This window comes from Mycolicibacterium neoaurum (assembly GCF_036946495.1).
Taxonomy (GTDB): Bacteria; Actinomycetota; Actinomycetes; order Mycobacteriales; family Mycobacteriaceae; genus Mycobacterium; species Mycobacterium neoaurum_B.
In genome coordinates, this window is the sequence record NZ_JAQIIX010000002.1 from 835,513 (window position 1) to 857,657 (window position 22,145).

A 22,145-nucleotide genomic window follows, 5' to 3' on the forward strand; every position below is an offset into this window, starting at 1 on the left:
CCTACTTACGGTCGAGGTCGACCAGGCCCAGGCGCGCGGCCTTGAGCAGGCGACGCGGCACCTTGCGCTGCTGGCCGGCAACGGACACGGTGACCAGGCCGGTAGCCTCGGCCTTCCACTGCGCGCGGCGGCTACGGGTGTTCGAGCGCGACATCCGGCGCTTGGGCACAGCCATGATCGAGATCTCCTCTTGCGGGGTTTCCGCCGCGCAGTAAACAGCGACGGCAATGTGCACCACAGAATAGCCCGCACCGCCGGATGCCTCCAAACCGCCCAACGTCGGGCGTTGGCTGGGCAAGACTGGACCGCGGCGACGGATCCGGCCCGACCCCTTGACGCGATACCGTCGGTACCGGTTAACCTACTGACCGGTTGGTCGAAATTCGATGGGAGTGTGGGTGGCCTCGGAAGCGGTACGGATCGGCAACTGCTCGGGCTTCTACGGGGACCGGATGTCGGCCATGGGCGAGATGCTCGCCGGCGGCGAGCTCGACTACCTGACCGGCGACTACCTCGCCGAACTGACCATGCTCATCCTGGCCCGCGACCGTGCACGCAACGCCGATCTGGGTTACGCCAAGACCTTCCTCCGTCAGCTCGAGACCAATCTGGGCCTGGCGATGGATCGCGGCGTGAAGATCGTCGCCAACGCCGGCGGGCTCAATCCGGCGGGCCTGGCCGCCGCCATCCGCGAACTCGCCGACCGGCTCGGGCTCAGCGTCAACGTCGCGCACGTCGAGGGCGACGATCTGGTGGCGCGTGCCGACGAACTGGGCTTCCCAGGCGTGTTGTCGGCCAACGCCTACCTGGGCGCGTTTGGGATCGTCGAGTGCCTGAACGCCGGGGCCGATGTCGTCGTGATGGGTCGGGTCACCGATGCGTCGGTCATCGTCGGCCCGGCCGCTGCCCACTTCGACTGGTCACCCACCAACTACGACGCGCTGGCAGGCGCCGTCGCCGCAGGACACATCATCGAATGCGGCACCCAGGCCACCGGCGGCAACTACGCCTTCTTCCCGCCCGACCTCGACCACCCGGGTTTCCCGATCGCCGAGATCTCCGCCGACGGCTCGTCGGTCATCACCAAACACCCCGGCACGGGCGGCCTGGTCGACACCGGCACCGTCACCGCCCAACTGCTCTACGAGATCACCGGCGCCCGGTATGCCAACCCCGACGTCACGTTGCGCATGGATTCGGTGATGCTGCACCAGGACGGGCCCGATCGGGTGCGGGTGTCCGGCGTGCGCGGCGAGGCGCCGCCACCGACGTTGAAGGTGTCGCTGAACAGCATCGGCGGATTCCGCAACGCGACGACGTTCGTACTCACCGGGCTGGACATCGAGGCCAAGGCCGCGTTGGTGCGCCGCCAGCTCGAAGCCGCGTTGACAACCCGCCCGGCCGAACTGGAGTGGACGCTGGCGCGCACCGACCATGCCGATGCCGACACCGAAGAGACGGCCAGCGCCTTGCTCCATTGTGTGGTCCGCGATCCGGACCCGGCGGTGGTCGGCCGGCAATTCTCCGCCGCCGGAGTCGAACTCGCGTTGGCCAGCTATCCCGGCTTCACCGCGACCGCTCCTCCCGGTGACGGTCAGGTGTACGGATTGTTCACCCCCGGGTATGTCGACGCGGCCGAGGTGCCGCATACCGCGGTGCACGCCGACGGCACCCGCGTCGACATCGCCCCGGCGGCGGACACCCGCGAGCTCGCACCGGTCGAGGATCCCGGCCTGCCCGCCCCACCCGCCGCCGGTCCCACCGTGCGCGCACCATTGGGCCGCATCGCCGGCGCCCGCAGCGGCGACAAGGGCGGATCGGCGAACGTCGGTGTCTGGGTGAATACCGATAGCGAATGGTCTTGGCTGGCAAACTTTTTGACCGTCGACGCGTTGCGCGAGCTGTTACCCGAGGCCGCGGACTTACCGGTCACCCGGCATCTGCTACCCAATCTGCGCGCCGTCAACTTCGTCATCGAGGACATCCTCGGCCGAGGTGTCGCCTACCAGGCGCGGTTCGATCCCCAGGCCAAGGGGCTCGGCGAATGGCTGAGATCCCGACACGTCGACATCCCGGAGGAGTTGTTGTGATGAGGACGAGCTTGTGACGAGCACCTGGAATGCGCCCGAACGCGACGACTTGCGAAAGACGGTGCGTACGTTCGCCGAACGCGAGATCCTGCCGCATGTCGACGAATGGGAACGCGCCGGCGAACTGCCCCGCGAGCTGCACCTGGCAGCGGGCGCCGCAGGACTGCTCGGTGCGCCCTACCCGGAATCGGTGGGCGGCGGGGGCGGCGACAGCGCCGACGCGGTGATCATCTGCGAGGAGCTGCATCAGGCCGGCGTGCCCGGCGGGGTGTTCGCCTCGCTGTTCACCTGCGGCATCTCGGTTCCACACATGATCGCCTCGGGCGACCAACGGCTCATCGACACCTACGTGCGCCCCACCCTGAGCGGTGAGCTCATCGGATCGCTGGCCATCACCGAACCCGGCGGAGGGTCCGACGTCGGGCACCTGACGACGAAGGCGGTCCGGGACGGTGACGATTTCATCGTCAACGGTGCCAAGACCTACATCACCTCCGGTGTCCGCGCCGACTACGTGGTGACGGCGGTGCGCACCGGCGGGCCGGGTGCGGCCGGCGTGTCGCTGCTGGTGGTCGACAAGGAGTCAGAGGGCTTCGCGGTGAGCCGCAAGCTGGAGAAGATGGGCTGGCGGTCCAGTGACACCGCCGAACTGTCCTACACCGATGTACGGGTGCCCGCCGCGAATCTCGTCGGCGCGGAGAACACCGGGTTCCTCCAGATCGCCGGAGCGTTCGTCAGTGAGCGGGTCGGGCTTGCCGCGCAGGCCTACGCCAGCGCCCAGCGCTGCCTGGACCTCACGGTGCAGTGGTGCCGCGACCGTGAGACCTTCGGCAGACCACTGATCTCCCGGCAGGCCGTGCAGAACACGCTGGCCGATATGGCCCGTCGCATCGACGTGGCGCGGGTGTACACCCATCAGCTCGTCGAGCGCGAGATGGCGGGTGAGACCAACCTGATCGCCGAGGTGTGTTTCGCCAAGAACACCGCCGTCGAGGCCGGCGAGTGGGTGGCCAACCAGGCGGTGCAATTGTTCGGCGGGATGGGCTATATGGCCGAATCCGAGGTGGAACGCCAATACCGCGATATGCGCATCCTCGGTATCGGCGGCGGCACCACCGAGATCCTGACCTCGCTGGCCGCCAAGACACTGGGATTCCAATGACCCGCCTGAAATCCGCCCTCGACCCGCGGACGCCGACCTACACCGAGGCCGCCGACGCCATGGCTGCCAAGTTGGCCGAACTGGCCGCCGAGCACGAGCGCAGCCTCGCCGGCGGTGGCCCCAAGTACGTCGACCGTCACCATGCCCGCGGCAAGCTCACCGCGCGGGAACGCGTCGAGCTACTGGTCGACCCCGATTCTCCGTTCCTGGAGCTGAGCCCGCTGGCCGCCTGGGGCAGCGATTTCACCGTAGGCGCCAGCGTCGTCACGGGTATCGGGGCGGTCGAGGGCGTGGAATGCCTGATCGTCGCCAACGATCCGACGGTCAAGGGCGGCACCAGCAACCCCTGGACGCTCAAGAAGATCTTGCGCGCCAACCAGATCGCGATGGAGAACCGGCTTCCGGTCATCTCCCTCGTCGAGTCCGGCGGCGCCGACCTGCCCACCCAGAAGGAGATCTTCATCCCGGGCGGGCAGATGTTCCGTGACCTGACCCGGCTCTCGGCGGCCGGTATCCCTACCGTCGCCCTGGTGTTCGGCAACTCCACCGCGGGTGGCGCCTACGTGCCCGGCATGTCCGACCACGTGGTGATGATCCGTGATCGCTCGAAGGTGTTCCTGGCCGGCCCGCCGCTGGTCAAGATGGCCACCGGCGAGGAATCCGATGACGAGTCCCTGGGCGGAGCCGAGATGCACGCCCGCACATCGGGTCTGGGCGACTACCTGGCCAACGATGAACTGGACGCAATCCGGATCGGCAGACGTATCCTCGCGCGGCTGAACTGGCGCAAGCAGGGCCCGGCACCACTACCGGTGCGCGAACCCGAATACGACGCCGAGGAACTGCTCGGCATCGTCGGGGCGGACCTGCGCATCCCCTTCGACCCGCGCGATGTGATCGCCCGCGTCGTCGACGGTTCCGACTTCGACGAGTTCAAGCCGCTGTACGGTTCGTCACTGGTCACCGGCTGGGCGACGCTCTACGGGTATCCGGTCGGGATCCTGGCCAATGCCCGCGGGGTGCTGTTCTCCGAGGAGTCCCAGAAGGCCACCCAGTTCATCCAGCTGGCCAACCGATCCGACACGCCACTGCTGTTCCTACACAACACCACTGGATACATGGTGGGCAGGGCATACGAGGAGGGCGGCATGATCAAACACGGATCGATGATGATCAATGCCGTCTCGAATTCGACGGTGCCGCACATCTCCCTGTTGATCGGCGCTTCCTACGGTGCGGGCCACTACGGTATGTGCGGGCGCGCCTACGACCCACGCTTCCTGTTCGCCTGGCCCAGTTCCAAATCGGCGGTGATGGGTGGCACCCAGCTCGCCGGGGTGCTCTCGATCGTCAGCAGGGCGGCCGCCGAGGCCCGCGGCCAGCAGGTCGACGAGGCCGCCGACGCCGCGCTGCGCGCCGCCGTCGAGGCGCAGATCGAGGCCGAGTCACTGCCGATGTTCCTGTCCGGGCGGCTCTACGACGACGGGGTGATCGATCCCCGCGACACCCGCACCGTGCTCGGAATGTGCCTGTCCGCCATCGCCAGTGGACCGATCGAGGGGACGTCGAACTTCGGCGTCTTCCGGATGTGACTGTGATTTCGGCGCGCTCGCGTTCGCTGACCGAGCATCAACGCGCCCACATCGCGGAGGGAGTTCGATGATCAGCAGAGTCCTCGTGGCCAACCGGGGCGAGATCGCCCGCCGGGTGTTCACCACCTGCCGTCGTCTCGGGATCGGCACCGTCGCGGTGTACACCGATCCCGACGCCGGCGCCCCGCACGTCGCCGAGGCCGACTTCCGGGTCCGGCTCGAGGGCCGCAACGGCTATCTGGACAGCGCCCAACTCATCGCCGCGGCGCGTGCTGCCGGCGCCGACGCGGTACATCCCGGTTACGGGTTCCTGTCCGAGAACCCCGAATTCGCGGCCGCGGTGGCCGATGCCGGCCTGACCTGGATCGGCCCACCGGTGGCCGCCGTGCAGGCCATGGGTTCCAAGATCGAGGCCAAGAAGTTGATGGCCGCGGCCGGCGTACCGGTGCTGGCCGAACTGGTCCCGGACACCGTCACAGCCGACCAGTTGCCGGTCCTGATCAAGGCGTCCGCCGGTGGTGGCGGCCGCGGTATGCGGGTGGTTCGGGAGCTGTCCGAACTGCCCGCCGAGGTGGCCGCGGCCCAACGCGAGGCGCAGTCGGCGTTCGGCGATCCCACCGTGTTCTGCGAGCGCTACCTGGCCGCCGGTCATCACATCGAGGTGCAGGTGATGGCCGATCGGCATGGCACCGTGTGGGCCGTCGGGGAACGCGAGTGCTCCATCCAGCGCAGGCATCAGAAGGTCATCGAAGAGGCACCGTCCCCGCTGGTGGAACGGACTCCGGGCATGCGCGACAGGCTCTTCGAGGCCGCCCGACTGGCCGCCGAGGCGATCGGTTACACCGGGGCGGGGACCGTCGAGTTCATGGCCAGCTCTGATCCGGGGGCCAATGGTGACTTTTACTTCCTGGAGATGAACACCCGTCTGCAGGTGGAACACCCGGTCACCGAGGAGACCACCGGTCTGGACCTGGTGGCGCTGCAGATCGACGTGGCCGACGGCGTCCGCCTCGATGCCCGACCCCCGGCGACCCGCGGACATTCGATCGAGGCCCGGCTCTATGCCGAGGACCCGGCCAGGGGCTGGCAACCACAGGCCGGAACATTGCACCGGTTCGCCGTCCCGGCCGCTCGCACCGAGTTCGACACCCTGGGCCGCAGCGGGATTCGGCTGGATTCCGGTGTACTCGACGGATCGGTCATCTCGGTGTTCTACGACCCGATGTTGGCCAAGGTGATCTCGTTCGCCGATACCCGAGAACGGGCCGCCGCCGCACTGGCCGAGGCGCTGGGCCACGCGGTCATTCACGGCCCCGGCACCAACCGCGACCTGCTGGTCAACGCGTTACGACACCCGGCATTCGTCGCCGGGGACACCGACACCGCGTTCTTCGACACCCACGGACTCGACCGACTGGCCGCGGTCGCGGACATCGCCGCGACATCGGCGCTGGCCGCCGCGCTCGCCGACGCCGCGCACAATCGTTCCACGGCAACGGCATTCGGGCCCGCACCGAGCGGGTGGCGCAATCTGTTCTCCGGGTATCAGACCCGCGTCTTCCGCGATGGCGACGACCGGGAGCACCTTGTTCGCTACCGGGTGGGACGCGATGGTATCGAGCTGCCCGACAGCGATGATGTCGACGTGGTGTCCACCAGTCCGGGACAGGTGGTGTTGTCGGTCGGCGGTGTCGAGCAGACCTTCGCGGTGGCACGCTACGGCGCAGAGGTTTTCGTCGATTCGCCGCGCGGTGCCGTGCGCCTCACCAGCCTTCCCCGGTTCCCCGATCCAGACTCGGCGGTGGCGCACGGATCGCTGCTGGCCCCGATGCCGGGCTCGGTCGTCCGGGTCGGCGCCGCCGCCGGTGATGCCGTGACCGCCGGACAACCGTTGATCTGGCTCGAGGCCATGAAGATGGAACACACGATCGCCGCACCGAGCGACGGTGTGCTCGCCGAACTGAACGTGCAGGCAGGCCAGCAGGTCGAGGTCGGCGCGGTGCTCGCCCGAATAGAAGGAGAACAGTCATGACCGGCTTCATCGAAACCGAGGAGCAGCAGGCGCTGCGCAAGGCCGTCGCCGCGATGGCCGCCAATTACGGGCAGGACTACTACCTGGAGAAGGCCCGCGCCGGTCAGCACACCGACGAACTGTGGTCGGAGGCAGGCAAACTGGGCTTCATCGGGGTCAATCTGCCCGAAGAGTACGGCGGCGGTGGCGCCGGCATGTACGAGCTGTCGATGGTGATGGAGGAGATGTCGGCAGGCGGTTGTCCACTGTTGATGATGGTGGTCTCCCCCGCGATCAATGGCACCATCATCAGCAAGTTCGGCACCGAGGAGCAGAAGAAGCACTGGGTCACCGGTATCGCCGACGGGTCGATCACCATGGCCTTCGCGATCACCGAACCCGATGCCGGCTCCAACAGCCACAGGATCACGACCACCGCGCGCCGTGACGGCAGCGACTGGATCCTCTCGGGTCAGAAGGTGTACATCTCCGGTGTCGACCAGGCCCAGGCCATCCTGGTCGTCGGCCGCACCGAGGATCACAAGACCGGCAACCTGAAACCCGCACTGTTCGTCGTGCCGACCGATACCCCCGGCCTGTCCTGGACCAAGATCGAGATGGAGATCCTCAGTCCCGAGTACCAATTCCAGGTCTTCCTCGACGAGGTCCGGCTGCCCTCGGATGCACTCGTCGGCAGCGAGGATGCCGCCATCGCCCAGTTGTTCGCCGGGTTGAATCCCGAGCGCATCATGGGGGCGGCGAGTGCGGTCGGGATGGGTCGTTTCGCCATCAACAAGGCAACCGAGTACGTCAAGACCCGCCAGGTGTGGAAGACCCCGATCGGCGCGCATCAGGGCATCGCGCATCCGTTGGCCCAGAACCATATCGAGATCGAACTCGCGAAGCTGATGATGCAGAAGGCCGCGGCGCTCTACGACAGCGGTGACGATTTCGGCGCTGCGGAGTCGGCGAACATGGCCAAGTACGCCGCCGGTGAGGCGTCGGTGCGCGCGGTCGATCAGGCCGTGCAGTCCCTCGGCGGTAACGGATTGACCAAGGAGTACGGCATCGCCTCGGTGCTGACCGCCTCGCGGCTGGCGCGTATCGCGCCGGTCAGCCGGGAGATGATCCTCAACTTCGTCGCACAGACCTCGCTGGGTCTCCCCCGGTCGTACTGACGATGCCGGTCGACTACACGGTCGAGGGCCGGATCGCCCGCCTGACGCTCAATTCCCCGCACAACCACAACGCGCTGTCCACCGCGCTGGTCGAACAGTTACATCAGGGCTTCGCCGACGCGGCGGCCGCCGATGTGCGCGCGGTGGTGCTGGGCCACACCGGTCCCACGTTCTGCGCGGGCGCCGACCTGTCCGAGGCGGCCGGCCGGGACCCGGGAGACGTGGCGGTCGATCGGGCCCGGGAGATGACACGCCTGCTGCGCACGATCCTGGAGCTGCCGGTGCCGGTGATCGCCGCGGTCGACGGGCACGTGCGCGCCGGCGGTATGGGGCTGGTCGCCGCCTGCGATATCGCGGTGGCCGGACCCGCGAGCACCTTCGCGCTCACCGAGGCTCGGATCGGGGTGGCTCCGTCGATCATCTCGCTGACCCTGCTGCCGAAGCTGACCGCGCGGGCCGCGGGCCGGTACTTCGTCACCGGGGAGAGGTTCGGACCTGCGGAGGCAGCGCAGATCGGGCTCATCACCGCCGCCGCCGATGACGTCGCCGCGATGGTCGCCGATCTCACCGCGAGCATCGCGAAGGCTTCGCCGCAAGGACTCGCGACCTCCAAGGCGCTCACCACCGCGTCGGTGTTGGCCGGCTTCGACGAACGTGCCGAGGTACTCACCGAGCAATCGGCGCGGCTGTTCGTGTCCGAGGAGGCGCACGAAGGCATGCTCGCTTTCCTGCAGAAACGCAGGCCGTCTTGGATATGAGGAGGTAGCTGTCGTTTGCCAGCGAGGCGTCCGAGCGGCGAAGTTTGCCATAAAAGTTTTGCCCACGAGCTTGCATTCGTGAGCATGAGTCGTAGGCTCGTCTGCGATGAGCACCTCAGCCGCCGAACCCGGCTCGACCCGAGCCGGTGATGCCGAGCGCGCGCAGGCTGCCCAGCTCCTCACCGACGCCGCCGCCCAGGGCCGGCTCACTGTCGACGAGTACGAGCAGCGACTGGCCAAGGCCTATGCGGCCACCACCCGCGGTGAACTCGCCCGACTCTCGTCCGATCTGCCGGACTTTGCGACGACCTCACAGTGCGGACCGCGCCGGCCTGCACCATCGACCCTGCTCCTGGCGATCTTGAGCGGGTTCGAGCGGCGCGGTCGCTGGAACGTCCCGAAGCGTCTGACATCCTTCGCACTGTTCGGTGGCGGCGTCATCGATCTGCGTTATGCCGATTTCACCTCCCCCGATGTGGACATCCACACGATCTCCATCTTCGGCGGTCAGACGATCCTGGTGCCGCCGGAAGTCAACGTCGCGGTCCGAGGACACGCTGTGATGGGGTCGTTCGACCATGTCGGCGAGCCGGGAACGCCCGGCGCCCCGCGGGTGACCATCCGCGGGTTCTCGCTGTGGGGCAGCGTCGGCGTCAAGCGCAAGAAACGTAAGAACAGCTGACCGTCGTTTGCTGGAAATCGCGCTTCTGCGCCATTTGTTTTGCTGAACAGCGCACCGATCAACGGCGCCGAGCGCGCAGATAGTCGCCGACCACTGCCGCGCCGAGCCCGTCGAGATCGGGCACCACGACGCGCCCACCGACCCGGCGGGCGACCTGGTCGATGAACCGGGCCAGTCCCGGATCGCTGCCCAGCCGGAAGATCGTCAACTGCGCGCCGAGAGCGGCAAGGTCGTCGAAACCCTTCACGGTCAGTCCGATCGTGCGCGGATGCGGCGGGTAGTAGAAGAACGCTTCGGCACCGTCGCCGAAATCCTCCAAGTGGGCGGTCGGCTCACCGTCGGTGACCACCAGCACGACCGGCTGGGCGTTGGGATGCCTGCGCAGATGCCGCGCCGCCAAGGCCAGCGCATGGTGCAGGTTGGTGCCCTGGTCCCGCACCCCTTCCAATGCCGTCAGCTCGGCCGCACTGACGGTGCGCGCATGCCGCCCGAACGCGATGATCTCCAGCGCATCGGAGCGGAACCGGGTGCTCACCAGATGGTTGAGCGCCAGCGCGGTGCGCTTCATCGGCAACCACCGGTTCTCCATGACCATCGAGAAGCTGGTGTCCACCAGCAGCGCGACGGCCGACTGGGTGCGGGTCTCGGTCTCGGAGATCTCGACATCCTCGACGCCGATCCGCACCGGCCCGTCGATGGTGCCGGTACCGGCTTGTCTGAGGACGGCATTGGTGATCGTGCGGGTGACGTTCCACGGCTCGGTGTCCCCGAACGCCCACGGCCGGGTCGCACCGGTCAGCTCACCGGCTGCACCGGCGCGGCGGGTCTCCCGCTCGCCATGCCGACCGGACAACCGCTGGGCGACATCGCGCAGCGCGGTCTGCCCGAGCTGGCGCATCGCTTTCGGCGACAGCCGGAACTGGCCATCGGACCCGCGGTCCAGGAACCCCTGTTCAGTGAGTGCTCGTTCCAGATCGGCCAGTGTGCGCGCGTTGACGGCGGCCTCGTCGCCGAGCTGGCGGGCCAGCATGTCCAGGTCGACGTCCTCCATGGTGGCTCCGGCGTAGCCCTGCGAGAGTTGTTCGGCCAGCTGTTCCAGCTCGGCGATATCGGCGAGTGCCTGCGCGCCCTGGCCCATGCCCAGCGGATCCTCGCCACGGAACTCCTGCGAACCGTTCCAGTCCTCACCGGGACGGGCGGCCTGCAGGTTGGCGTCCAGCCGGCTCAGCGCATTCATCAGCGACGGGGAACCGAAGGCCTGTTGGGCCAACGCATCCAACTCCGCGCGCTGGGATTCGGACAGGCTGTTGCGGAACCGTTGGGCGGCCGCGGAGCGCTTGGCCAACGAATCCATCAGCTCGTCGACATTGCGCGGGTTCTCCGGGAAGTGTTGGCCGTGTTCGGCCATGAACTTCTCGAAATCCTCGTCGGTGTCCTCTCCCCTGGCGTGCTTTTCCAGGAGGTCGTTGAGGTCGTCGAGCATCTTGTTGATGGCGGCGCGGTCTTCGTCGGTGGCGTTCTGCAGTGCGTCCTTCATCCCGGCGAACCGCTGGTCGAGCATCTCGCGGCCGAGCAGATCCTGGATCTGGTCGTACTTCTGCCGGGCTTCGGCCGAGCGCCAGTCGTAATCGGCGAGCTCCTGGACGGCCTTGGCCGGTGACGGCGACAGCGCCTCCATCTGCATCTCACCGAATCGGGCGTCGTCGTCCAGCGCCCGGGCCAGTTCCTTGCGCTCGGCCAGCACGGCCTCGTCGAGCAACTTCTTGACCTCGGCGAGGGTGCCGTCGAGGTTGTTGCGCTGTAAGAGTTCCCGGCGCCTACGGTGGGCCTCGGCGGCCAGCTTGTCCGCGCCCGGCATCGAGGCGGTACCGCGTCGCATCAGCTCCTGCAAGGCCCTCCGCGGGGACGCGCCGGACATCACGTCCTCACCGATCTGATCCAGCGCCTCACGAAGATCGACCGGCGGCGCCAACGGGTCCGGCCCGCCGGTATAGCGCGAATACCGCGAATTGTGTTTAGCCATAGACGGTTTCACCATCATCGGAGGTCTTGTCGATCCGCTTGGCCAGATACAGGCCTTCCAGCGCCAGCTCCACCGCGGCGGCGCGCTGCCCTTCGGTGCGGGCGTCGAGGCGTTCGGCGATCTGGTCGATGACCTCCAGCTCCGGCAGCGCGGCGAGCACATCCTTGGCACTGACCCGCTCACCGGTGGTCACCGGCGAGCCCTCTTCGACCGCCGCGACCAGCGGCCCCACGTCCAGCCCGCCCAGCGCCCTGGCCGCGGTGTCGGCTGTGGCGCGGCGCAGCAGGTGCTCCATCACCGCCTGCTCGCGGCCCTCCTCACCGGACTCGAACTCCAGCTTCCCGCGCAGCACGTCGATGACGGTGCCGAGGTCGACGACGCGTGCCACCGGATCCTGCTCGCCGAGGATGGCGGCGCGGTGGCGCGCCGAGGCCGCGACGGTCTCGGCCGCGGCGATGGCGAACCGGGCCGACACCCCCGAGCGCTGGTCGACGGCCGTGGACTCGCGCAACGCCCTGGCGAATCGGGCCACCACGGCGAGCAGATACTCCGGGACCTCGGCGCTCAGATGCGCCTCCTGGGCGATGACGGCGACCTCGGCGTCGAGTTCGAGTGGGTAATGGGTGCGGATCTCGGCGCCGAAGCGGTCCTTGAGTGGGGTGATGATCCGGCCGCGGTTGGTGTAGTCCTCGGGGTTGGCGCTGGCGACCACCAGCACGTCCAGCGGCAGCCGCAGGGTGTACCCGCGTACCTGGATGTCGCGCTCCTCCATCACGTTGAGCATGGACACCTGGATGCGCTCGGCCAGATCGGGCAGTTCGTTGACGGCGACGATGCCGCGGTGTGCGCGCGGGATGAGGCCGTAGGCAATGGTTTCCGGATCGCCGAGACTGCGCCCCTCGGCCACCTTGATGGGGTCGATATCGCCGACGAGGTCGGCGACGCTGGTGTCGGGGGTGGCCAGCTTCTCGGTGTACCGCTCGCTACGGTGCACCCAGGCGACCGGCAGATCGTCACCGGAGGTGGCGGCACGCCGGATCTGCTCGGGTGTGATCGGCGAGTACGGGTGCTCGTGCAGCTCGGAGCCCTCGATCACCGGGGTCCATTCGTCGAGCAGTCCGACCAGCGAACGCAGCAACCGGGTCTTGCCCTGCCCGCGCTCGCCGAGCAGGACGAAATCGTGGCCGGCGATCAGGGCGCGTTCGACCTGAGGCAGCACCGTGTCCTCGAACCCGAAAAGCCCGGGCCAGATCGCGGTGCCCTCTTCGCCATCGGACAACCGGGCCAGCAGGTTGGCCCGGATCTCGTCCTTGATCCCGCGCTCGACGTGGCCGGAGGCGCGCAGTTCGCCGAGAGTGCGGGGCAAGTCGTTAGGTGACGTCACGACCTCCACGCTACGACTGCTGTCGACCGCAGGCATGGTCACCGGGCGAATGCCGGTTTTCGCTTGCCGCGAACTACCCAGTACCCTCGGTACCGTGAACTTGCTCGAATGGCATGACCGGCCGATGACGACGCACTTCGGGCCCGCGTCCTGGCAGTCGCGGGTGCTGGGTGTGCTCACCGCGCTGACCCTTCGCCCCGTGCTCGGGTTGTCCACCCTGATCGGCCTGCTGGTCAATCGACTCTGGCCCGCGGGCCTGCAGCGGGCGCATCTGGACGTCATCGACCGGCCGATGCGGGTGATCTCCGCCCTGCCCGGAACCACGGTCACCCGCGAATCGCTGCCGCACTGTCCGGCCGAATGGGTGAGCGCTCCCGGCGCCGGCACGTCCACCGACCTGATCATCTACTTCCACGGTTCGGCGCTGGTCACCCTCGGGCTGAACTCACATCGCCGGTTCGTCTCAAAGTTGTCGGCAGCCACCGGTGCCAAGGTGCTCAACGTGGGCTACCGCCTGGCACCCCAGGCCGCGATCGAGGAGGCCGTCGAGGACGGGGTGGATGCCTACCGGCGCGCCCTGGACCTCGGCTTCGCACCGAACCGCATCGTGCTGGCCGGCGACTCGGCGGGCGGTCTGATCGCGGCCGACACCGCACTGGCCGTGCGCGATGCCGGACTACCGGTACCAGCCGGCCAGATCCTGTTGTCGGCGTTGACCTCTGCCGATATGGATCTGAAATACCAGGCACTCAAACAACATCGGGATGTGCTCTTCCCGTTCATGACGGTCAAGTTCATCTATGACGTCTTCGCGACGGTGAACGGCACCCGCCCGGTGCCGATCATGCCCGCCGAGGCCAACGCCAAGGGCCTGGGCCCGTTCCTGTTGCAGATCGGCACCAACGAGATGCTGCGCAACGACACCTTCGTGCTGGCCGATCAGCTCAAGGCCGCCGGGGTGCCTGTCTGGGTTCAGGTGTGGGACAAGGCGATGCACATGTTCCAGCTGACCTTCGACGTCAACCCCGACGCCCGCCGGGCCATCGACGAGATCGCCTCGTTCGTCGAACACGTCACCACCGAGGCCAGCAAGGCCGCCTGACCTCAGTCCCGCCGAGGGGCCACTTGTGGCACGCATTCTCGGGGCGGTTTCAAGGGGTCGTTGCAACAGTGGGTTAATCGGTCGGGTTGCAGAGTAGTTCGTGGAGTGCTTCGGCTGGTGTTTTCCAGCCCAGTGTCTGGCGGGGTCGGTTGTTGAGTTTGGTGGCGACGTAGTCGAGGTAGTCGGGGGGAAACACCGATAGGTCAGTGCCTTTGGCAAACCATTGGCGCAGCAGACCGTTGGTGTTTTCGTTGGTTCCGCGCTGCCATGGTGAGTGCGGGTCGCAGAAATAGATGTCGAGATCTGTCGCCTCAGCGATGGCCAGATGGTTGGCCAATTCGCTGCCCTGATCCCAGGTCAATGATTTACCCAGCAGCGCCGGCAACTGGCCCATCTTGGCCACGATCGCCTCTTGCACGGTCGCCGCGGTGTGATCACCGGGCAGGTGCAACAAGAGGGTGAACCGGGTGCTGCGTTCCACCAGAGTGCCGATCGCCGACCCGGAGGCGGTGCTTCCGATGATCAGATCCCCCTCCCAGTGCCCGGGGATGGCGCGGTCCTCGACCTCGGCAGGCCGTTCACTGATGCTGACCATGCCAGGGATACGTGCGCGGCGCTGCCCGGGTCGTCTGCGCGGGTGGCGTATCGCACGCCCGGTCCGCAGGTAGGTGTGCAGATCGCGCCGCAGATTGCCTTTGCCTTGGACGTATATTGCCTGGTAGATCGCTTCGTGTGACACCCACATCTCCGCAATATCAGGGAAGTCCAGCCGCAACCGGGCAGCGATCTGGGCCGGACTGTGAAACTCGTCGGTGAGTCGAGTCTGCACCACCTCACGCAGGGTCGTGCACAGATCCAGCTTGCGCGGCTTCGGTCGCGCGGCGCGGGTGACGCTGCGGTCGTGCGCGACAGTGGCCTTGTAGCGGGGACGCGGATCATGCCCACCGCGCCATGACGCACCGAAGCGATATCGGGACCGATAGCCCGTACGACCTCGGCATCCGCCGTTGACAGCGATCTCCCGCGAGATCATCGACGGCGCCCGGCCAAGGCGTTGAGCGATACACCGAATTGATTCTTTGGCCGCCACTCCTAACGCGATTTCCTCGCGCTCTTCAAAGGACAGTCGCGGCCGCCGGCGAGGTTGACCATCGGGTAACTGAGGTCTCACCCCGCCAGCATCGGCAAACCACCGCAAACCCGAGTTCAGCGACACGCCGACTGCCACAGCGGCTTCACTCACGATCAACCCGCTACGGATTTCCTCCCAGAACCGACGACGAAGACGAGACGATTTGGACGGGCGCACAACAGCTCCTCACAGGGACCTGTTGCAACCACCCCTTGAAACCGCCCGGCGGAACCGTGTCATAAGTGGCCACTCGGCCAGAGACCTAGTGGGCGAAGTGCCGGGCCCCGGTCAGGTACAGCGTGATCCCGGCGGCTGTGGCGGCGGCGGTCACCTCGTCATCACGCACCGAACCACCCGGGTGCACAACAGCTTTCACCCCGGCATCGATCAGAGTCTGCAGCCCATCAGGGAACGGGAAGAACGCATCGGAGGAGGCCACCGCGCCCTGGGTGCGCTCCCCCGCCCGCTCGACGGCCAGCCGGGCGGCGTCCACCCGGTTGACCTGCCCCATGCCGACCCCGACGGTGGCGCCGTCCTTGGCGATCACGATCGCATTGGATTTGACTGCCCGGCCGGCCCGCCAGGCGAAGACCAGATCGGCCAGTGTCTGCGGATCGGCCGCCTCGCCGGTGGCCAGCGTCCAGTTGTTCGGATCGTCACCCTCGGCATCGAGGGCATCACGCTGCTGGACCAGCAGGCCACCACTGATCGGGCGCAACTCGGTGGCGGTGCCCTCGGGTTCACCGGCGACCAGGATGCGGATGTTCTTCTTCTTGGACAGCACCTCGACCGCGCCGGGCTCATACGCCGGCGCGACGATCACCTCGGTGAAGATATCGGCCACCGTTTCGGCCATCTCCACGCTGACGGTGGTATTGGTGGCGATCACCCCGCCGAACGCCGAGAGCGGATCGCAGGCATGCGCCTTGGCATGCGCATCGGCGACCGACGTCGTCGACACCGCGATGCCACAGGGGTTGGCGTGCTTGATGATCGCCACACAGGTCTGCTCATGGTCGAACGCCGCGCGCCATGCCGCATCGGCATCGGTGTAGTTGTTGTAGGACATCTCCTTGCCGTGCAGCTGCTCGGCCTGGGCCAGGCCCGGCCAGGCCGAGGCGTCCCGGTAGAGGGCCGCGCGCTGATGCGGGTTCTCGCCGTAACGCAGCACTGCGGTGCGCCGCGAGGTGGACCCGACCCAACGCGGCAGGGCCGACGCATCGTCTTCGGGGGCCAGCACCGAGACCATCCAGCTCGCCACCGCGACGTCGTACTCGGCGGTGTGCTGGAAGGCCAACGCGGCCAGCTTCTTCCGCTCGGCCAAGGTGAAGCCGCCATCGCGCACGGCGGCCAGCACACCGTCATAGCCGAGCGGGTCTACCACGACGGCCACGCTCGGGTGGTTCTTGGCCGCGGCGCGCACCATCGACGGGCCGCCGATGTCGATCTGCTCGACGCACTCGTCGGGCGCGGCGCCGGAGGCCACCGTCTCGCTGAACGGATACAGGTTCACCACGACGAGCTCGAACGGGGCGATCCCCAGCTCGGTCAGCGCGCTCTCGTGTTCGGGCTTGCGCAGGTCGGCCAGCAGACCGGCGTGCACCTTGGGGTGCAGTGTCTTGACCCGGCCGTCGAGCACCTCGGGGAAGCCGGTGACATCCTCGACCGGGGTCACCGGAACACCGGCGTCGGCAATGGTTTTCGCGGTCGACCCGGTCGAGACAATGCTCACCCCCGCGGCGTGCAGCCCACGGGCGAGATCGGCCAGACCGGTCTTGTCGTACACACTGATCAACGCCCGCCGAATCGGCTTACGTTCGCTCATCCCAGGATTGCCTTTCGTCCGCTCCAGGTCAGGCCGCGCGTCGCCAGCGCGGCCAGCACGTCCACCAACAACGCCCGTTCGGCGGTCTTGATGCGCTCGTGCAAGGTCTCTTCGGTGTCATCGTCGCGTACCGGTACCGCCTGCTGCGCCAGGATCGGCCCGGTGTCCACCCCGGAGTCCACCAGGTGCACGGTGCACCCGCTCACCCGCACCCCGTGCTCCAGGGCGTCGGCGACGGCGTGGGCGCCGGGAAACGCGGGCAGCAACGCCGGATGGGTGTTGACCACCCGGCCGTGGAAGCGCTCGAGGAACTGCGGTCCCAGGATCTTCATGAACCCTGCACTGACCACCAGATCGGGCTCGTGCTCGGCGACAGCCGCGGTGAGCGCGGCATCCCAGGCGCTCCTGTCGGCATGATCGCCGACGCGCAGCCGGAACGACGGGAGTCCGGCGTCCTCGGCGATCTGCAGCGCCGGACAGGTCCGGTCGGTCCCGACGGCGACGACGCGCGCCGGGTAGTCGCCGACCGCGGCGCGCACCAGTGCCTCGAGCAGGGAACCGGTCCCCGACGCCAGCACCACCAGCCGAGCCGGTGCGCTGGGCGGCACTCGGAACGGTGGCTGCGACACGCGCAGCAGCCTAGTCGTCCTGCTCGCGTCGCTTTTCGGCGACCACGTCGGGAATGTCACCGTCGACCATGAAGTGTTCCTCGGGATCCAGCAGCGGGTCGTCGTCACCGGGGGCCGGTGCCTCGACGATCTCGGCGTCGAGATAGTCGGGGTCGCCGAGCACCTTGTCGTCATGGACCGCGAAGTCACGGACCGCGGAGTCATCGATCTCGGCATCGATGATCACCTCGGCGTCGATGACATCGTCGGGATGCTCGGAACGCCATTCGCCGTCGACGATGACCTCGGTGATCGCGTCCTCGTCGACGGGGTCTGGTTCGGGAGCGGGAACGGGTTTCACCGGCTTGGGTCGCCGTGTCAGGCCGCCTGCCATGACCACGGTCAGCCCGCCGATCACGGTGAACCACAGGAATACAGCCGGACCGAAGGTGGTCTGGTCTACCCCGACGTCACCGAAGTTGCCCAGCCGACCGCCGCCGGCATAACCGAGCAGTGCCATGGTCAGCGCTGCGGCCGCCGCGGCGACGCCGAGCTTGGCCAGCGCGATCGGCCATGGTGCGGGGCGGCGGGCGCACTGCTGCCCCAACGCGACGGCCGCCACGGCCGCCACGATCAGCAGCGCCACCCAGACCGGGCCGAGCGGTGGCGTCGGCAACGCTGCCAGCACCGGTACCGCCGGGATGTCACCACCCAGCACGGTGAACGAGCTGAATGTCGCCAGCCCGATGTGGGCGCTGGAACCGACGGCCACGGCCGCCGTGCCCACCAGCACGTTCGGGATGTACAGCACTGAAAGCAGGGCGAGGCTCAGCTGACCGAACATCGAGTCGGTGATCCCGAAGAGGTCGTGCATGGTTCCCCAGTGCACGACGATCGAGCCGACGGCCACCACACCGCACAGTCCGAGCAGGGCGAGCACACCGGTGGCCGCGGCGCGCAGCGCCTCGGGCAGCCAGCGCGGTAGCCACGGCAGGCCGGCCAGGCGTCCGGTCATTCCGACGCCGACCAGCACACCGAAGAGGTGCACCAGGAAGACGCCGGCGAAGGCACGCGTCGCGTCGGGCGTCTGCAGCTGGGTGATGACCGAGGATGCGTCGTGGATCACGGCCAGCGCGATCGCCGCGATGAGCAGCGGTCCGCCGAGCGCCGAGGCCGCCACCCAGCGGATGACGAACCACGACGATCGCGCCGAGGCGGCCGCGGTGGTGCGCGCGGTGGCCCACACCATCAGCAGGACCGGCAGCAGCGGCATCACGCCGAGCTCCCGGCCGCCGATCGACACCGGGACCTGGTGCACACCGAGCCACATGCTGGCGATGGCGCCGAACGCGCCGGTCATATCGCTGTTGGCAATCAACAGCTGCAGCAGCGTGATCGCGGCGATGATGCCCAGCGCGGCAACCGACGGCCCGAACGCCACCCGCAGCAGGTCACGGGCCTGCCGGGTGCCGACCGATCGGTTGTCCACTAGCTGGGTCGCTCCTCGCACGCTGGTATCACGCATGCCCGATCCCCGCTGCCCGGGCACGCGACGCCCAGACTACGACGACGGCGGCCCGGATTGCGGCGTGGACTCGGACTGCGTGGGCGGTGTCGGCGATTGGGTCGGCACCGCGGTGGTCGGCGCTGACGATCCCTGCTGCTGCGGCTGTCCGAAGGCCGGGAAACCGGTAGGCGGGGTGGGCGGTCCGGAGTGCCCACCCGCGGCGTGCGAGTCGGTGTTGGCGTCGCTGTAGGAACCGGCCGATCCGGCACCGGAGAAACCGCCGGTGGACGGGCCGCCGGGGTAGGAGCCGTACGGCGTCGGATAGCCCGGACGCTGCTGGGGCTGGCCGTACTGCTGGGGCTGCCCGTAACCGTAGGGAGGCTGACCGTACTGGCCATAGGGCTGCTCATAGCGCGGCTTGGGCGCCGGCGGGGTGAGCACCTCGGCGTCGAACAGCAGTGCCGCGATCGCCGCACCGGCCTGGAACAGCGTGGTGGCGATGATCAGGTACAGCCCCCAGCCGATCGACAGACCGGTCGGGGCGTTGATGACCTCGGAGAGCACCAGCAAGAAGGACAGCGTGGCTACCACGGCCACCAGGCCCGCCCGTGTCTTCTGCTTGGGCAGCAGGCCGATGGCGGCCAGCAGAGCGGCCAGCACCGACGCCGCGACGGCGAGGCCGAGGCCCGGGGTGCTGCCGCTGGCACTGCCGAACTGCGGGAAATCGGAGTTGCTGATGGTCAGCAGCGGTCCGAAGTTGAAGACGTAGGTGCCCAGACCGAACACCGCCACCGCCGCGCTCAGGTACGCGGGCAGCTTGCTGGGTCCGGTCTGCTCGGGCTCCCCTACCTTGCCGAACTGCTGCGTCGGCGCGATGTACTGGTTGCCCTGCTGTGCAGGCGAATATCCGGGGCTACCGGGTGGGTAGGTCATGACTCTCCTGTGTGGGCGATTTCGACCCACGCTAGCGCACCGGCCTGGGAGCCGGCTCAGGCCGATACGAGCACCGGGCTGTCGGCGACCGCACTCTCGGAGGCCTCGATTTCGCGGACGAGCGGCAGCACTTTGGCGCCGAAGTACTCGATTTCCTCCTGGAAGTGGAGGAACCCGCCGAGGATCAGGTCGACGCCGCGCTTGCGGTAGGCGGCGATGCGTTCGGCGATCTGTTCGGGGGTGCCGATGAGCTGGGTCCGGAATCCGTCGTTGTACTGGACCAGGTCCTCGAAGGAGGAATCGGCCCACATGCCCTTCTTGTCCCCGGTGGAGTTTCCGGCCTGCTGGACCGCCGACCGGAATCCCTCGACGGCCGGCGTGTTGGCCTTGGCGATGATCTCCCGCAGGGTCTCCTTCGCTTCCTTCTCCGTGTCCCGCGCGATGATGAATCCGTTGAGGCCGACCTTGACTTCGCGACCGGCGTTGCGGGCGTGGTCGCGCACCTCGACGACCTGCTCAGTGATGCCGTCGAAATCCTTTCCGTTGGAGAAGTACCAGTCCGCGTAATAGCCGCCGTTGCGCCGGGCGGCGGTGGAGTTGCCGCCCTGGAACAGTTCCGGGTTGGGCCGGGCCGGGGTGTTCAGCGGTTTGGGCTTGAGGGTGAAATCGTGGATGCGGTAGAAGTCACCACGGAAATCCACATCGTCCTCGGTCCAGATCTTGCGCAGCACCTGCAGGAATTCCGCGCTGCGTCGGTAGCGCTCGTCGTGTTCGAGCCACGGCTCGCCCAGATGGGTGAACTCGTCCTTGAACCATCCGGAGACGACGTTGACCGCGAACCGGCCGCCGGAGAGTTGGTCGGCGGTGGCACCGAGTTTGGCCAGCACTGCCGGTTGCCACAGGCCGGGGTGGACGGCCGCGATCACCTTGAGGCGCTCGGTGGCCAGCAACAGCGCGAGGCTGAAGCTCGTCGACTCGTGCTGGTACTCCGCCCCGTAGCTGGCCTCGTAGCGGACCTGGGACAGCGCGTACTCAAAACCGTTGTTCTCCGCGGTCTGGGCCAGCTTCTTGTTGTACTCGTAGTTCCAGTCGGTGCGCTGCTCGATATCGCTGGTGACCAGGCCACCGCTGACGTTGGGCACCCAGTAGGCGAACGTGGTGTGATCGGCGATGCGTTCGGTCGTCATGGTTGCCATGGCAGCATTCCGGGCCCTCGCCCGTCACCGGTAAGGATCGTGCTGAGCGTAATGATCGGGCGTCGGCCTTGCGCCGACGGACTAGAACACGTTCTAATTCTGGTCATGGACTACGGGCTCGTTCTCTTCACCAGTGACCGCGGCATCGCCCCGGCAGCTGCGGCCAAGCTGGCCGATGACCACGGCTTCACCACCTTCTACGTGCCTGAGCACACCCACATCCCGATCAAGCGCCAAGCCGCGCACCCCACCACCGGTGATGAATCGCTGCCCGACGACCGGTACATGCGCACCCTGGATCCGTGGGTGTCACTGGGCACCGCCGCGGCGGTCACCAGCCGGGTGCGACTGTCCACCGCGGTCGCGCTGCCCGTCGAGCATGATCCGATCACGCTGGCCAAGTCGATCGCGACGTTGGATCACCTCTCCGGCGGCCGGGTCAGCCTGGGTGTCGGATTCGGTTGGAACACTGACGAATTGGCCGATCACAAGGTTCCGCCGGGGCGGCGGCGCACCATGCTGCGCGAGTACCTGGAGGCGATGCGCGCACTGTGGACGCAGGAGGAGGCGGAGTACGACGGCGAATTCGTCAACTTCGGCCCGTCCTGGGCGTGGCCCAAGCCGGTGCAGTCGCATATCCCGGTGCTGGTCGGGGCCGCGGGCACCGAGAAGAACTTCAAGTGGATCGCCCGATCGGCCGATGGGTGGATCACCACCCCGCGCGATTTCACCATCGACGAGCCGGTCAAGCTGCTGCAGGACACCTGGGCCGCTGCCGACCGGGACGGTGCCCCGCAGATCGTTGCATTGGACTTCAAGCCCGATCCCGAAAAGCTGGCCCACTGGCGGGATCTCGGGGTCACCGAGGTGCTGTTCGGCCTGCCGGACAAATCCGAGGCCGAGGTCGGCGCCTATGTGGAGCGGCTGGCCGGGAAGCTCGCCCAGCTGGTGTGAGCAAGCGG

Annotated in this window: 18 protein-coding genes; 9 read left to right on the forward strand and 9 right to left on the reverse strand. The window is 67.7% G+C overall.

Going from position 1 to position 22,145, the window contains the following annotated elements; genetic code table 11:
* Position 1: 1 nt before the first annotated feature.
* Complete coding sequence (rpmF, locus tag PGN27_RS09425; RefSeq protein ID WP_023986216.1) at positions 2–175, reverse strand: 50S ribosomal protein L32; 174 nt, start codon at positions 173–175, stop codon at positions 2–4.
* Between the two features lie 211 nt (positions 176–386).
* Between rpmF and PGN27_RS09430 the strand changes: the two genes are divergently transcribed.
* The 7 genes from PGN27_RS09430 to PGN27_RS09460 all read left to right on the forward strand — a co-directional run bounded on the left by PGN27_RS09430 (position 387) and on the right by PGN27_RS09460 (position 9,473).
* Positions 387–2,090: an acyclic terpene utilization AtuA family protein gene (locus tag PGN27_RS09430; RefSeq protein WP_335325892.1), complete on the forward strand. Its 1,704-nt coding sequence runs from the start codon at positions 387–389 to the stop codon at positions 2,088–2,090.
* Positions 2,091–2,103: 13 nt separating this feature from the next.
* Positions 2,104–3,252, forward strand: coding sequence for an acyl-CoA dehydrogenase family protein (locus PGN27_RS09435; RefSeq protein WP_335325893.1), 1,149 nt, complete (start codon positions 2,104–2,106; stop codon positions 3,250–3,252).
* A complete protein-coding gene (locus PGN27_RS09440; protein ID WP_335325894.1) occupies positions 3,249–4,844 on the forward strand; it encodes an acyl-CoA carboxylase subunit beta in 1,596 nt (531 codons plus the stop codon). Before PGN27_RS09435 ends, PGN27_RS09440 begins: the two co-directional genes overlap by 4 nt.
* Before the next feature lie 67 nt (positions 4,845–4,911).
* Positions 4,912–6,876: an acetyl/propionyl/methylcrotonyl-CoA carboxylase subunit alpha gene (locus PGN27_RS09445; protein WP_335325895.1), complete on the forward strand. Its 1,965-nt coding sequence runs from the start codon at positions 4,912–4,914 to the stop codon at positions 6,874–6,876.
* Positions 6,873–8,033, forward strand: a complete 1,161-nt coding sequence (locus tag PGN27_RS09450) for an acyl-CoA dehydrogenase family protein (RefSeq protein WP_335325896.1) — start codon at positions 6,873–6,875, stop codon at positions 8,031–8,033. The genes PGN27_RS09445 and PGN27_RS09450 overlap by 4 nt, the downstream gene beginning before the upstream one ends.
* Positions 8,034–8,035: 2 nt before the next feature.
* Positions 8,036–8,791, forward strand: coding sequence for an enoyl-CoA hydratase family protein (locus PGN27_RS09455; RefSeq protein ID WP_418888575.1), 756 nt, complete (start codon positions 8,036–8,038; stop codon positions 8,789–8,791).
* A gap of 106 nt (positions 8,792–8,897) precedes the next feature.
* Positions 8,898–9,473, forward strand: a complete 576-nt coding sequence (locus PGN27_RS09460) for a DUF1707 SHOCT-like domain-containing protein (protein WP_335325897.1) — start codon at positions 8,898–8,900, stop codon at positions 9,471–9,473.
* Positions 9,474–9,531: 58 nt separating this feature from the next.
* Here the strand turns inward: PGN27_RS09460 and PGN27_RS09465 are convergent, their stop codons facing one another.
* A complete protein-coding gene (locus tag PGN27_RS09465; RefSeq protein ID WP_335325898.1) occupies positions 9,532–11,496 on the reverse strand; it encodes a vWA domain-containing protein in 1,965 nt (654 codons plus the stop codon).
* Positions 11,489–12,880: a sigma 54-interacting transcriptional regulator gene (locus PGN27_RS09470; RefSeq protein ID WP_335325899.1), complete on the reverse strand. Its 1,392-nt coding sequence runs from the start codon at positions 12,878–12,880 to the stop codon at positions 11,489–11,491. Before PGN27_RS09470 ends, PGN27_RS09465 begins: the two co-directional genes overlap by 8 nt.
* Before the next feature lie 94 nt (positions 12,881–12,974).
* On the opposite strand from PGN27_RS09470, the gene PGN27_RS09475 reads away from it, so the two are divergent.
* Complete coding sequence (locus PGN27_RS09475) at positions 12,975–13,982, forward strand: alpha/beta hydrolase (protein WP_335325900.1); 1,008 nt, start codon at positions 12,975–12,977, stop codon at positions 13,980–13,982.
* Between the two features lie 73 nt (positions 13,983–14,055).
* Here PGN27_RS09475 and PGN27_RS09480 read toward each other — a convergent pair whose 3' ends face one another.
* The 6 genes from PGN27_RS09480 to sfnG form a co-directional block, all read right to left on the reverse strand.
* Complete coding sequence (locus tag PGN27_RS09480) at positions 14,056–15,291, reverse strand: IS30 family transposase (RefSeq protein WP_418888576.1); 1,236 nt, start codon at positions 15,289–15,291, stop codon at positions 14,056–14,058.
* Positions 15,292–15,376: 85 nt separating this feature from the next.
* A complete protein-coding gene (gene purH / locus PGN27_RS09485) occupies positions 15,377–16,939 on the reverse strand; it encodes a bifunctional phosphoribosylaminoimidazolecarboxamide formyltransferase/IMP cyclohydrolase (RefSeq protein WP_335325901.1) in 1,563 nt (520 codons plus the stop codon).
* Positions 16,936–17,568: a phosphoribosylglycinamide formyltransferase gene (gene purN / locus PGN27_RS09490; RefSeq protein ID WP_335325902.1), complete on the reverse strand. Its 633-nt coding sequence runs from the start codon at positions 17,566–17,568 to the stop codon at positions 16,936–16,938. Before purN ends, purH begins: the two co-directional genes overlap by 4 nt.
* Positions 17,569–17,578: 10 nt before the next feature.
* Positions 17,579–19,036 (reverse strand): cell division protein PerM, encoded by a 1,458-nt coding sequence (locus tag PGN27_RS09495; RefSeq protein WP_335328685.1) that lies wholly within the window; start codon positions 19,034–19,036, stop codon positions 17,579–17,581.
* Positions 19,037–19,108: 72 nt separating this feature from the next.
* Entirely contained in the window at positions 19,109–19,987 is an 879-nt protein-coding gene (locus tag PGN27_RS09500; protein ID WP_335325903.1) for a DUF5336 domain-containing protein, read from the reverse strand.
* A 56-nt stretch (positions 19,988–20,043) separates the two neighbouring features.
* Positions 20,044–21,174 carry a dimethylsulfone monooxygenase SfnG gene (gene sfnG / locus PGN27_RS09505; protein WP_335325904.1) on the reverse strand — a complete coding sequence of 377 codons (1,131 nt, stop codon included), beginning with the start codon at positions 21,172–21,174 and terminating at the stop codon, positions 20,044–20,046.
* Positions 21,175–21,288: 114 nt separating this feature from the next.
* On the opposite strand from sfnG, the gene PGN27_RS09510 reads away from it, so the two are divergent.
* Positions 21,289–22,137 (forward strand): LLM class F420-dependent oxidoreductase, encoded by an 849-nt coding sequence (locus PGN27_RS09510; RefSeq protein WP_335325905.1) that lies wholly within the window; start codon positions 21,289–21,291, stop codon positions 22,135–22,137.
* Positions 22,138–22,145 lie beyond the last annotated feature (8 nt).